Source organism: Janthinobacterium sp. BJB401 (assembly GCF_013372745.1).
Classification (GTDB): Bacteria; Pseudomonadota; Gammaproteobacteria; order Burkholderiales; family Burkholderiaceae_D; genus Janthinobacterium; species Janthinobacterium rivuli.
In genome coordinates, this window is record NZ_JABXFH010000003.1 from 180,288 (window position 1) to 193,559 (window position 13,272).

A 13,272-nucleotide genomic window follows, 5' to 3' on the forward strand; every position below is an offset into this window, starting at 1 on the left:
GCGTAAGCCGACAACACCAGCATCACCAGATTTTCAGCAGTACCCGTAGTTAAAAAAACGTTGTTAATAAAATCCACTAGGAGACACACAATGAACAAGATCATCAGTGCAGCCATCATGACCGCCATGCTGGCATTGAGCAGCAGCGCCGCCCTGGCCGATGCGAAAAACCCGAAAATCGGCTTCTCCATCGACGATTTGCGCGTGGAACGCTGGACGCGCGATCGCGATTTCTTCATCGCCGCCGCCGAGAAGCAGGGCGCCAAGGTCTTCGTGCAGTCGGCCGACGCCAGCGAGCAGCGCCAGATTTCGCAAATCGAGAACCTGATCTCGCGCGGCGTTGACGTGCTGGTGATCGTGCCGTTCAACGCCACTGTCCTCAACAACACCGTCAAGGAAGCGAAAAAGGCCGGTATCAAGGTGCTGTCGTATGACCGCCTGATTCTGAACGCCGATATCGACGCGTACATCTCGTTCGACAACGAGAAAGTGGGCGAGATGCAGGCCGAAGGCGTGACCAAGCTGCAGCCGAAGGGCAATTACTATTTGCTGGGCGGCTCGCCGACCGACAACAACGCCAAGATGCTGCGCGAAGGCCAGATGAAGGTACTCAAACCGTTCATCGACAAGGGCGACATCAAGATCGTCGGCCAGCAGTGGGTGAAGGACTGGAGTGCCACCGAAGCGCTGTCCATCGTGGAAAACGCGCTGACGGCCAACGGCAACAAGATCGACGCCATCGTCGCCTCGAACGACGGCACGGCCGGCGGCGCCATCCAGGCCCTGGCCGCGCAAAAACTGGCCGGCAAGGTGCCGGTCTCGGGCCAGGACGCCGATCTGGCGGCCGTGAAACGCGTCATCGCCGGCACGCAGTCGATGACCGTCTACAAACCGTTGAAAACCATCGCTGCCGAAGCGGCCAAGCTGGCCGTGCAACTGGCGCGCAATGAAAAGCCGGCCTACAACTCCAGCTATGACAACGGCCTGAAAAAAGTCAGCACGGTGCTGCTGAAGCCTACGCCGCTGACCAAGGCGAATGTGAACATTCTCGTTGACGACGGTTTTTATACCAAAGCTCAGTTGGGCAACTAAAAGCTGGGGTCAGACCCGCCGGGTCTGACCCCTGATTTCTGTTAATCCGCAACGAGAGTGAGCATGTCCGACTATCTGCTTGAAATGAAAGGCATCGTCAAACAGTTTGGCGGTGTCCGCGCGCTTGACGGCATCGACCTGCAGGTGCGGGCCGGCGAGTGCATCGGCTTGTGCGGCGAGAATGGCGCCGGCAAGTCGACCCTGATGAAGGTGCTGTCCGGCGTGTACCCGCACGGCACCTGGGATGGCGAGATCCTGTGGGAGGGCCAGCTCCTGCGCGCGCAATCGATCCGCGACACGGAAGACGCGGGCATCATCATCATTCACCAGGAGCTGATGCTGGTGCCGCAGCTGTCCGTGGCCGAGAATATCTTCATGGGCCGCGAGCTGACCCTGCCCGGCGGGCGCATGCATTACGCGGCCATGTACAAGCGCGCCGACGAGCTGCTGCGCGAACTGAAAATTCCCGAACTGAACGTGGCGCAACCCGTGATGAATTACGGCGGCGGCCACCAGCAGCTGGTGGAAATCGCCAAGGCGCTCAACAAGAATGCTCGCCTGCTGATCCTCGACGAGCCGTCGTCGTCGCTGACGGCGTCGGAAATCGCCGTGCTGCTCGATATCCTGCGCGCGCTGAAGGCCAAGGGCGTCACCTGCATCTACATTTCGCACAAGCTCGATGAAGTGGCGGCCATCTGCGACACCATCGTCGTCATCCGCGACGGCAAGCATATCGCCACTACGCCGATGGCGCAGATGAACGTCGAGCGCATCATCGCGCAGATGGTGGGCCGCGAAATGAGCCAGCTGTACCCGCAACGCGCGCAGCCGGCACCGATCGGCGAAGTGCTGTTCGAGGCGCGCCACGTGACCTGCATCGACGCCGACAACCCGCAGCGCAAGCGGGTCGACGATGTGTCGTTCACCCTGCGCAAGGGCGAGATCCTTGGCATCGCCGGCCTGGTGGGGGCGGGGCGCACGGAGCTGGTCTCGGCCCTGTTCGGCGCCTACCAGGGGCCGTGCCAGGCCGAGGTGTGGCTCGATGGCCGCAAGATCGATACCCGTTCGCCGCAAAAGGCCATCGCCATGGGCCTGGCCATGGTGCCGGAAGACCGCAAGCACCACGGCATCGTGCCCGACCTCGACGTGGGGCAGAACATCACCCTGGCCGTGCTGGAGGAATTCGCGCGCGCCACGCGCATCGATGGCGAGGCGGAGTTGACGGCCGTGCGCGGCGAGATCGCGCAGCTGGAACTGAAGGCAGCCAGCCCGTCGCTGCCCATTACGAGCCTGTCGGGCGGCAACCAGCAAAAGGCCGTGCTGGCCAAGATGCTGCTGACGCGCCCGCGCGTGCTGATCCTCGACGAACCCACGCGCGGCGTCGATGTGGGCGCCAAATATGAAATCTACAAATTGATGCTGGCGCTGGCCGACCGGGGCGTGGCCATCATCATGGTCTCGTCGGAACTGGCCGAAGTGCTGGGCGTGTCCGACCGCGTGCTGGTGATGGGCGAAGGCCGCCTGCGCGGCGACTTTATCAACGATGGCCTGAGCCAGGAAACCGTGCTGGCGGCCGCGCTGGACCAGCGCCCGGCGCCCGCCGCCAACACCGCAAACAAGGAAACCGCAGCATGAAACCGCACAGTATCAAACAGCTGTTTACCCAATATAAGATGCTGGCCCTGTTGATCGCCGTGGCGCTGATCTGGGCCTTCTTTTCGTGGAAGACGGAGGGCAGTTTCCTCACGCCGCGCAACCTGTCTAACCTGCTGCGCCAGATGTCCGTCACCGGCATCCTCGCCTGCGGCATGGTGCTGGTGATTATCGCCGGCGAGATCGACCTGTCGATCGGCTCCCTGCTGGGGCTGCTCGGCGGCATCGCCGCCGTGCTCGACGTGACGCAGCACTGGCCGCTGGCGCTGAACCTGGCGGCCGTACTCGGCTGCGGCCTGGTGATCGGTTTGCTCAATGGCTACCTGACGGCGTACCGCGGCATCCCGTCCTTCATCGTGGGCCTGGGCGGCATGCTGGCGTATCGCGGCATCCTGCTGGGCATCACGGGCGGCATCACGATCGCGCCCGTTTCCGAGCCGATGGTCTACCTGGGGCAGGGCTACCTGCCCGCAGTGCCCGGCATCGTGCTGGGCATCGGCCTGTTCCTGCTGGCCGCCTTCCTGACGTGGCGCGCGCGCGCCAGCCGCGCCCAGCATGGCTTGCCGCAGACGGCGCCCTGGGCCGACGGCTTGCGCCTGGCCGTCATCGGCGCCGTGCTGTACGCCTTCGTGCAAACCCTGAACGGCTATGAAGGCATCCCGCTGCCCGTGCTGTTGCTGCTGGCCTTGCTGGGACTGTTCAGCTACATCACGAGCCAGACCGTGTTTGGCCGCCGCATCTATGCCGTGGGCAGCAATATGGAGGCGACGCGCCTGTCCGGCATCAACGTGAAAGCCGTCAAGCTGTGGATCTTCGGCATCATGGGCCTGATGTGCGCGCTGGCTGGCCTGATCAACACGGGCCGCCTGGCGGCCGGTTCCCCATCGGCCGGCACCTTCAGCGAACTCGATGCCATCGCCGCCTGCTTCATCGGCGGCACCTCGATGCGCGGCGGCTCGGGCACCGTGTACGGCGCCCTGATCGGCGCGCTGGTCATGGCCAGCCTCGATAACGGCATGTCCATGCTGGACGTGGACACCTACTGGCAGATGATCGTGAAAGGCAGTATCCTCACTTTGGCCGTGTGGGTCGATGTCAGCACGCGAGCGGGGCGTAGATAGCCGTGAAACGATCTGGCACGGGAGGAGACACCATGAAGATGCCGACCGCGCACCGGATCGCGCTGCTGTTTAACGGGAATAAGATCTATGACCGCGACATCATCGCGGGCATCGCCGCCTACCTGAACACGACGCGCGTGTCGTGGGACCTGTTCCTGGAAGAGGATTTTCGCTGCCGCCTGCCCGGCATCGAACGCTGGCAGGGCGACGGCATCATCGCCGATTTTGACGATCCCGCCGTCTGCGAAGCGCTGGCGCACAGCCGCCTGCCCGTGGTGGCTGTGGGCGGCTCGTATGCGCGTGCCGAGGATTACCCGGCCGGCATCCCGTACGTGGCGACCGACAATTTCAAGATCGTCAAGCTGGCCTATGAACACCTGGTGGAAGCGGGCCTGACGCGTTTCGCCTGTTTCAGCCTGCCCGAGGCGGACGTCAACCGCTGGGCGCAGGAGCGCGAAACGGCATTTTGCACCTTGATGGAGCGCGACCACATGCGCGCCGACGTGTACCGTGGCGTCGCCACCAGCGCGCCCTCGTGGGACGAAGCGGTGGAGCAGCAGATCGCCTGGCTCAACAGCCTGGAAAAACCCGTCGGCATCATCGCCGTCAGCGACGCGCGCGCGCGCCAGCTGCTGCAAGCTTGCATGCACGCGGGGATCGCCGTGCCGGAGCAAGTCGCCCTGATCGGTATCGACAACGACCCGCTGGCGCGCATGCTCACGCGCATTCCCTTGAGTTCCGTGATCCAGGGCACCGAGGAAATGGGCCGCACGGCCGCGCATCTGCTGCACCAGATGTTGAATGGCGCGCGCCTGTCCGGCACGCGCATCCTCGTGCCGCCGGCCGGCCTGAACGTGCTCGCCTCCACGCGCCACCAGCCTTTCCAGCATCCGCAGGTGATGCAGGCGCGCCATTTTATTCGCCAGTACGCCTGCCAGGGCATCAAGACGGAGCAGGTGGCCGATTACGTGGGCGTGTCGCGCTCTTCGCTCGAAGCGCACTTCCGCCACGAGCTGGGGCGCAGCGTGCACGACGAAATCCTGCATTTCAAGCTCGATGCGGCCAAGACCCTGCTGGCGCGCGGGCCGGGGCAGGTGGCCGAGGTGGCCGTGCGTTGCGGCTTTACCACGGTGCAGTACATGCATGCCGTCTTCAAGCGCGAACTCGGTTGCACGCCGCGCGAATTCCAGCAGCGCAGCCGGCCGCCGCCAGCCCCCGGGCAGGCGCCATGATGCATCTGCTGCACAATGCGCGCGGCATGCGCGTGGCCATCGATGCGCACGATGCCAGCGTGCGGGCCTGGTGGGCGCCCGACCGCTATGGCCGCCTGGCCGATGTGCTGGGCGCCGCGCCCCTTGCGGCGCGTGCATCCACGGGCTGGCAGTGCGCGCCGCCGGACGACGGCCACCTTTTGATGCACCTGGCGCATGACGGCCTGTCGGTGCGCCTGGCCTACCGGCTCGACGACGATGGCTGTTTGCACCTCGACTGCGCCGCCACGGCCGATACGCTTTCCCGTTTTGCGCTGGCCGCGCCCCTGTTCAATCTGCAGGGCGGCCGCGCCGCCGTGGGCGACCATGTGCTGCGCCTGGCCGCCGACCGTTACCGGCCTTGGCCTGGCGGTAGCACGGACGGCGCGCCGCTCGATGTGGCGGGCAGCGCGTTCGACTTCCGCCAGCCGGCACCATTCGCTACACGCCTGGCCTGGCCCGCGCTCGTGCATTTACCGGGATTCCGGCATGACTTTTACTGGACGGGCAGCGGCCAGCTGCGCGAGGCGGCGCGGGTTGCCGACCCCGCTTCCGGCCGGGTCTTGCGTTTTTCCAGTACCCAGGACAGTTGCCATTTGTATTCCGATGCGCGCTGTTTTTCCCTGCTGGCGCAGGGCGTGCAATTGCAGCCGGGGCAGGTGATGCGCTTCAGCCTTGCCTACCGTTTGGGCGTGCAGGATATCGATGCGTTTGACATATCCGAACCGGTATCAATGATGTCAAATAAGTGATTGGTCAGATATGCGGGGCAGTTCTACCATGAGGTAGTTTTTCCCTCATTCATTTTTGTCCTGACCGACGCTGCGAACCTGCCCATGAACATACTCACCATCGATGCCGGCACCACCAATACGCGTACCTTGCTGTGGCGCGCAGGCGCCGTCGTCGCCCAGGCGCAGCAGGAAACGGGCGTGCGCAATACCGCCATCGATGGCCATAACGGCGCGCTGAAACAGGCGCTGCGCGACACCATCGCCAGCGTGCTGGCCAGCGCGGGGCTTGCGCCGTCCGAGGTGGACCTGGCAGTGGCCTCGGGCATGATCACTTCGCCCATGGGCGTGCGGGAAGTGCCGCATTTGCCGGCGCCCGCCGGCCTGGCCCAGCTGGCGCAAGGCATGCAGGCGGTGGATTTGCCCGACGTGCTGGCGCAGCCCCTGTGGCTGATTCCCGGCGTGCGCAACCAGCATGGCGCCGTCGGTCTGCATAACGTCGAGGCGATGGACATGATGCGCGGCGAAGAGACGGAAGTCGTCGCGCTGCTCGAGCGCCTGCAGTTGCGCGGCGCGGCGACCCTGATCATGCCCGGTTCGCATACCAAGCTGATCAGCGTGGACGAACAGCGCCGCATCCTCGGCTGCAGCACCACCATCGCGGGCGAGCTGCTGCAGGCGATCACGCAGCACACCCTGATCAAGCAATCGGTCGATGGCGGTTTTGCCCAGACCCTGGTGCCGAAAATGCTGCTGGCCGGCGCGGCCGCGGCGCAAAAAACGGGGCTGGCGCGCGCCTGCTTCAGCGTGCGCACCCTGGGCCAGTTCAGCGCCATCGAATGCAATGAGCGGGCCAATTTCCTGATGGGCGCCGTCCTCAGCGGCGACTTGCTGGCGCTGCGCAACAGCACCGCCATTCAGATGCGGCCCGATAGCCCGCTCGTCATTACAGGTAAACCCATGCTGCGCCAGGCGCTCGGGCTGCTGATCGAAGAACACGGATTTTTTTATGGCAAGCGCATCATCGTCGACGACCAGCAGCAAGACTGTCTGGCCGGTCACGGTGCGCTGCTGATCGCCGCCGCGCGCGGCTTGATTTCCCCGCAGGAGACAGTATGAGCAGCAACAAGAACAAGCGTCCCTTGCGTTCGCAAGCGTGGTTTGGCGGCGACGACAAGGACAGTTTTATTCACCGCAGCTGGATGAAGAACCAGGGCTATCCCAGCGACGCCTTCGATGGCCGCCCCGTCATCGGCATCTGCAATACCTGGTCCGAGCTGACGCCCTGCAATGGCCATTTCCGCGACCTGGCCGAGATGGTCAAGCGCGGCGTGCTCGAAGCGGGCGGCTTCCCCGTCGAATTTCCCGTCATGTCGCTGGGCGAGACGAATCTGCGCCCGACGGCCATGCTGTTCCGTAACCTGGCCAGCATGGATGTCGAGGAATCGATCCGCGCCAACCCGATCGACGGCGTGGTGCTGCTGACGGGCTGCGACAAGACCACCCCGGCCCTGCTGATGGGCGCGGCCAGCGTGGACTTGCCCACCATCGTGCTGTCGGGCGGCCCCATGCTGAACGGGAATTACCGGGGCAAGCCGATCGGTTCGGGCACCGACGTATGGAAATTTTCCGAAGACGTGCGGGCCGGGCGCATGACGTCAGCCGAATTCAAGCAGGCCGAATCGTGCATGTCGCGTTCCGCCGGCCACTGCATGACCATGGGCACGGCTTCGACCATGGCCAGCATGGTCGAAGCGCTGGGCGTGACCCTGCCCGGCAATGCGGCCATTCCCGCCGTCGATGCGCGCCGCAAGCTGCAGGCGCAACTGACGGGCCGGCGCATCGTCGACATGGTGCATGAAGACCTGAAACTGTCGCAGATCCTCACGCGCGAAGCGTTTGAAAACGCCATCATGGTCAACGGCGCCATCGGCGGCTCGACCAATGCCGTGATCCATTTGCTGGCCATTGCCGGGCGCATCGGCGTGGACATGCGCCTGGGCGACTGGGACCGCCTGGGGCGCGACATTCCCTGCCTGCTGAACCTGATGCCATCGGGCCAGTACCTGATGGAAGATTTTTACTATGCGGGCGGCCTGCCCGTGATCATCCGCGACCTGCTGGGCAAATTGCACGGCGAGGCGCTCACCGTTACGGGCGCGACCATGGCCGTCAACGTGGCCGAAGCGGAAAATTTCAATCCCGAGGTGATCACGCCGCTGGCGCAGCCTTTCAAGGACGAGGGCGGCATCGCCGTCCTGCATGGCAACCTGGCCCCGCGCGGCGCCGTCATCAAGCCTTCGGCCGCCTCGCCCGAGCTGATGCAGCACCGTGGCCGCGCCGTCGTCTTCAACAGCATCGAGCATTATAAAAAGCGCGTCGACGATCCCGCGCTCGATATCGACGCCAGCTGCGTGATGGTGCTGCAAAACTGCGGCCCGCAGGGCTATCCGGGCATGGCCGAAGTGGGCAATATGGGACTGCCGAAAAAACTGCTGGAGCAGGGCGTGCGCGACATGGTGCGCATCTCGGACGCGCGCATGAGCGGCACGGCCTACGGCACGGTGGTGCTGCACGTGGCGCCGGAAGCGGCCGTGGGCGGGCCGCTGGCGCTGGTGCGCGATGGCGACATGATTGAACTCGATGTGGCGGGACGCCGCTTGCACCTGGACGTCGACGATGCCGAGCTGGCGCGCCGGCGCGCCGAGTGGAGCGCACCGCCGCCGGCCATGAAGGGCGGCTACCAGTCCATGTACATCAAGCACGTGACGCAGGCCGACGAAGGCGCGGACCTCGATTTCCTCGTCGGTTGCCGGGGTTCGGCCGTTCCGCGCGAATCTCACTGAAAACAAGGAAAAAAGATGATGGGAACACAGGCGCAATTACTGGTCGATGCGCAAAACTTCCTGGGCGAGGGCGTGCGCTGGTGCGAACGCAGCGGCCGCGTTTTCTGGACGAATATCGAAGGCTGCCAGCTGCATGCGCTGGTGCTGGCCACGGGCGAGCGCCAGAGCTGGGCCATGCCCGAGCGCCTGGCGTGCTTCGCGCTGACGGATAGCGACGAGGTGCTGTTGCTGGGACTGGCCTCCGGACTGGCCTGGTTTGACGCGCTTAGCGGGGTCGTCACGCGCTTGCACACGGTGGAGGGCGACTTGCCCATGACGCGTCTGAACGATGGCCGCTGCGACCGCCAGGGACGCTTTGTCTTCGGCACGCTCGATGAACGTCCGTGCCGCGATGCCATCGGCAGCTTTTACCGCCTCAACCTGGACTTGACTCTGGAGCGCCTGCCGCTGCCGCAGATCGCCATCTCGAACAGCATCTGCTTCAGCGTCGATGGCACGGCCATGTATTTCTGCGACTCGATGAAGCGGGCGATCTACCGCTGGGACGATTATCTGGGTGGCGACGCTAGCCGGGTACGCGTGTTTGCCGTGCTCGACCCGGGACCGGGCGCCGCCGATGGCGCCACCATCGATGCGGATGACTACCTGTGGAGCGCGCAGTGGGGTGCCGGCAGGGTCTTGCGCTTCGCGCCGGACGGCAGCGTCGAGCGCAAGATCTGCCTGCCCGTCTCGCAGCCCAGCTGCGTGAGCCTGGGCGGCCCGCACTACGACGAATTGTTCGTCACGACGGCGCAGGAGAACTTGACCCCGGCCCAACTGGCGAGCGAACCGCTGGCTGGCGGATTGTTCCACGCGCGTCAGGTGGGCGTGCGCGGTTTGCCGGAAGTGCGCTTTGGCGCCCTGCCGGCCTGACAGGAGAAAGCATATGCAAAAACACACGGTTTTCAATGGCATCCTCGAACGGGGCATGGTCGGCATCGTGCGCGCCGATTCGGCGCAGGCGGCCGTGCAGATCGCCGAGGCGTGCATCGCCGGCGGCGTCACGGCGCTGGAAGTGGCGTTCACCACGCCCGATACCCTGGGCGTGCTGCGCACCTTGCGCGAACGCCACGGTCATGACGTGCTGCTGGGCGCGGGCACCGTGCTCGATACGGAGACGGCGCGCGCCGCCATCCTGGCCGGCGCCCAGTTCATCATTTCGCCCAGCGTCAACGTGGACACCATCGCGCTGTGCCAGCGCTACCAGGTGCTGTCCATGCCGGGCGCGATGACGCCGACGGAAATCGTCACGGCCCTGCAGGCGGGCGCCGACATCGTCAAGGTCTTCCCCGCCGAGATGTTCGGCCCCGCCTACATCAAGGCCCTGCGCGCACCCCTGCCGCAAGCGCCATTGATGCCGACGGGCGGCGTGACGGTAGAGAATCTGCATGCATGGTTTGCCAGCGGCGCCGTGGCCGTGGGCATCGGCAGCAGCCTCAGTGGCCCGGGCGCCACGGGCGATTACGCGGCCGTGACGGCGCGCGCGCAGGCTTTCGTGGCGAAGATGGCGGCCGTGCGGACTTCTAGGTCTTCTGGATAGCTCCCTGCCCTGGATAATTCTGCTACGCTAGGCGGGCAATGTCGCACGCTTAACTACGACCAGAATATGCCCAACATCGCCCGCATCCTGCAAGACAGCCGCATCATCGCCATTGTCGGCATGTCCGACAAGCCCGAACGCGCCAGCCATGAAGTGGCCGACTACCTGCTGCGGCATGGCTACCGCGTCTTGCCCGTCAATCCGGCCCTGGCCGGGCGCGAGGTGCTGGGGCAGCGTGCCTACGCCACCTTGACGCAGGCCGCCGCTGCCGTGGCACCGGCGCGCATCGACATCGTCGATTGCTTCCGCAAGTCCGAAGATATCCTGCCCATCGCCGGGGAAGCCATCGCCGTCAAGGCCGGCTGCCTGTGGCTGCAGCTCGACATCGTCAACGAGCCGGCGGCGCAGCTGGCGCGGGCGGCGGGCCTCGACGTGGTGATGGATCACTGCACAAAAATCGAGCACCGTAAGCTGGCGGTGGCGGCATGAAGGCGCGCACGCAATTTCGCGCCGGCAAGGGCTTCGAGCTGAACGAGGAATTCGCCGGCAAGCGCTTGCTGGGCGCCGCCACCAAGGCCGCCAACAAGAAGCTGACGCCGGCCCAGTGCAAGGCCCTGGACCGCGAGGAAACCGTGGCCCTGACGGCGCAGATCGCCGAGTGCCAGAGCATGCTGTACGCGCAGCACAAAAAGAAGGTGCTGCTGGTCTTGCAGGGCATGGATACGTCGGGCAAGGATGGCACGGTCAAGGCCATCTTCAGCAACATCAACCCGATGGGCATCCGCGCCGTGGCGTTCAAGGGCCCCACCGATATCGAACTGGCGCACGACTACCTGTGGAGAGTGCACCAGCACGTGCCCGTGAAGGGCGAGATCGCCATCTTCAACCGCAGCCATTACGAAGATGTGCTGATCACGCGCGTGCAGGACATGATCGACAAGGCGGAATGCCAGCGCCGCTACGCGCAGATCCGCGATTTCGAGCGCATGCTGAGCGAGACGGGCACCGTCATCCTGAAAATCTTCCTGCACATCTCGAAGGATGAACAAAGAGGACGGCTGCAGGAGCGGCTCGACGATCCCGACCGCCAGTGGAAGTTCGACCCCAACGATATCGCCCAGCGCAAGAAGTGGGATGGCTACCAGCGCGCCTATGAAACGGCGATCCGCGAGACCGATGCCGACCACGCGCCATGGTACGTGGTGCCATCGAACTCCAAGACGCAGCGCAACCTGGTGGTCGCTTCCCTGCTGCTGGAAACCCTGCAGGGCATGAAGCTGGAATACCCGGCGCCGGACCCGAAACTGTCGTCTTTCAAGGTCGAGTAGAGCTCAGGCCAATTCAGCGCCGCACCTGCGGAATCGGCTGCGCTGTGGCATAGTATCCCTCGTCGATAATTCAAACCAGACCGGAGATCCATATGCTGCAGTTGAAAGATCCTACCTTGTTGCGTCACCAGGCTTACGTGAATGGAGCCTGGGCAGATGCCGACGGTGGCCAGACGATTAATGTGAGCAATCCCGCCACCGGCGAGCATATCGGCACGGTGCCCCTGATGGGCGCCGCCGAGACGCGCCGCGCCATCGAAGCGGCCAATGCCGCCTGGCCCGCCTGGCGCAAGAAGACGGCCAAGGAACGCGCCGCCGTGCTGCGCCGCTGGCATGACCTGATCCTGGAAAACGCCGATGACCTGGCGCTGATCATGACCACCGAGCAGGGCAAGCCCCTGCCGGAAGCGAAGGGCGAAGTGCAGTTCGGCGCCTCGTTCATCGAGTGGTTTGCGGAAGAAGGCAAGCGCGTCGCGGGCGAGACCCTGCAATCGCCTTGGCCGGACCGCCGTCTGGTCGTCACCAAGGAGCCGATCGGCGTGTGCGCCGCCATCACGCCGTGGAATTTCCCGGCCGCCATGATCACGCGCAAAGTCGGCCCGGCCCTGGCCGCCGGCTGCCCGATGGTCCTGAAGCCGGCGGAAGCAACGCCGTTTTCCGCGCTGGCGCTGGCCGTGCTGGCCGAGCGCGCGGGCGTGCCTGCCGGCGTGTTCAGCATCGTTACGGGCGCGCCGAAAGACATCGGCGGCGAAATGACGTCGAACCCCATCGTGCGCAAGCTGACGTTTACGGGTTCAACCCAGGTGGGACGTTTGCTGGCCGAGCAGTGCGCGCCGACGATCAAGAAACTGTCGCTGGAACTGGGCGGCAATGCGCCGTTCATCGTCTTCGACGACGCCGACCTGGACGCGGCAGTGGAAGGCGCCATCGCCTCGAAATACCGCAATGCGGGCCAGACGTGCGTCTGCGCCAACCGGCTGTATGTGCAGGACAGCGTGTATGACGCGTTTGCCGACAAGCTGGTGGCCGCCGTGGCCAAGCTGAAGGTGGGCAATGGCATCGAAGCGGGCGTCACGCAAGGCCCGCTGATCGACGCCAAGGCTGTCGCCAAGGTGGAAGAACACGTGGCCGACGCGCTGGGCAAGGGCGGGCGCCTGCTGGCCGGCGGCAAGCGCCATGCGCTGGGCAATGGCTTCTTCGAGCCGACCATCATCGCCGATGTGACAAACGACATGCGCGTGGCCACCGAAGAAACCTTCGGCCCGCTGGCGCCCCTGTTCCGCTTCAAGACGGACGATGAAGTGATCGGGCTGGCCAACAACACGGAATTCGGCCTGGCCGCCTACTTCTATTCGCGCGACATCGGCCGCATCTGGCGCGTGGCCGAAGGCCTGGAAACGGGCATGGTTGGCGTCAACACGGGCCTGATCTCGAACGAGATCGCCCCCTTCGGCGGTGTCAAGCAATCGGGCCTGGGCCGTGAAGGGTCGACCTACGGTATTGAAGATTACCTGGTCATCAAATACATCTGCATGGGCGGGATCTAGGATGCTTGATTAAATCTACTGCGCGGCGCGCTTTCCGGCCTGCGATGCTCGCTGTACTAAAGTACAGCTGCGCTTCTTAGCCAGAAATCGTTGCCGCTCGCTACGATTTTCTCAAGCATCCGTTA

12 protein-coding genes are annotated in these 13,272 nt (G+C 64.7%); all 12 read left to right on the forward strand.

Annotation, left to right across the window (positions count from 1 at the left end):
• The first annotated feature begins 90 nt into the window (after positions 1–90).
• On the forward strand, positions 91–1,092 hold the full coding sequence (gene xylF / locus HWE17_RS03820) for a D-xylose ABC transporter substrate-binding protein (protein WP_034752745.1): 1,002 nt from the start codon (positions 91–93) through the stop codon (positions 1,090–1,092).
• A gap of 63 nt (positions 1,093–1,155) precedes the next feature.
• On the forward strand, positions 1,156–2,727 hold the full coding sequence (gene xylG, locus HWE17_RS03825; protein WP_176387866.1) for a D-xylose ABC transporter ATP-binding protein: 1,572 nt from the start codon (positions 1,156–1,158) through the stop codon (positions 2,725–2,727).
• A complete protein-coding gene (locus HWE17_RS03830) occupies positions 2,724–3,866 on the forward strand; it encodes a sugar ABC transporter permease (protein ID WP_034783811.1) in 1,143 nt (380 codons plus the stop codon). The genes xylG and HWE17_RS03830 overlap by 4 nt, the downstream gene beginning before the upstream one ends.
• Positions 3,867–3,898: 32 nt before the next feature.
• Positions 3,899–5,098 (forward strand): DNA-binding transcriptional regulator, encoded by a 1,200-nt coding sequence (locus tag HWE17_RS03835; protein WP_035823502.1) that lies wholly within the window; start codon positions 3,899–3,901, stop codon positions 5,096–5,098.
• Entirely contained in the window at positions 5,095–5,868 is a 774-nt protein-coding gene (locus tag HWE17_RS03840) for a hypothetical protein (RefSeq protein WP_099401122.1), read from the forward strand. Before HWE17_RS03835 ends, HWE17_RS03840 begins: the two co-directional genes overlap by 4 nt.
• A gap of 84 nt (positions 5,869–5,952) precedes the next feature.
• The gene (locus HWE17_RS03845; RefSeq protein WP_176387867.1) at positions 5,953–6,966 is read left to right on the forward strand and encodes a 2-dehydro-3-deoxygalactonokinase; all 1,014 of its coding nucleotides are present in this window, start codon (positions 5,953–5,955) and stop codon (positions 6,964–6,966) included.
• Positions 6,963–8,693 carry an L-arabinonate dehydratase gene (araD, locus tag HWE17_RS03850; RefSeq protein ID WP_176387868.1) on the forward strand — a complete coding sequence of 577 codons (1,731 nt, stop codon included), beginning with the start codon at positions 6,963–6,965 and terminating at the stop codon, positions 8,691–8,693. Before HWE17_RS03845 ends, araD begins: the two co-directional genes overlap by 4 nt.
• 18 nt (positions 8,694–8,711) lie before the next feature.
• Positions 8,712–9,605, forward strand: coding sequence for an SMP-30/gluconolactonase/LRE family protein (locus HWE17_RS03855; protein WP_176387906.1), 894 nt, complete (start codon positions 8,712–8,714; stop codon positions 9,603–9,605).
• Positions 9,606–9,618: 13 nt separating this feature from the next.
• On the forward strand, positions 9,619–10,272 hold the full coding sequence (locus tag HWE17_RS03860) for a bifunctional 2-keto-4-hydroxyglutarate aldolase/2-keto-3-deoxy-6-phosphogluconate aldolase (RefSeq protein WP_176387869.1): 654 nt from the start codon (positions 9,619–9,621) through the stop codon (positions 10,270–10,272).
• 66 nt (positions 10,273–10,338) lie between these two features.
• Complete coding sequence (locus tag HWE17_RS03865) at positions 10,339–10,761, forward strand: CoA-binding protein (RefSeq protein ID WP_176387870.1); 423 nt, start codon at positions 10,339–10,341, stop codon at positions 10,759–10,761.
• Positions 10,758–11,600, forward strand: a complete 843-nt coding sequence (locus HWE17_RS03870; protein WP_035823514.1) for a PPK2 family polyphosphate kinase — start codon at positions 10,758–10,760, stop codon at positions 11,598–11,600. Before HWE17_RS03865 ends, HWE17_RS03870 begins: the two co-directional genes overlap by 4 nt.
• Before the next feature lie 92 nt (positions 11,601–11,692).
• Positions 11,693–13,147, forward strand: a complete 1,455-nt coding sequence (gene gabD, locus HWE17_RS03875; RefSeq protein ID WP_176387871.1) for an NADP-dependent succinate-semialdehyde dehydrogenase — start codon at positions 11,693–11,695, stop codon at positions 13,145–13,147.
• Positions 13,148–13,272 lie beyond the last annotated feature (125 nt).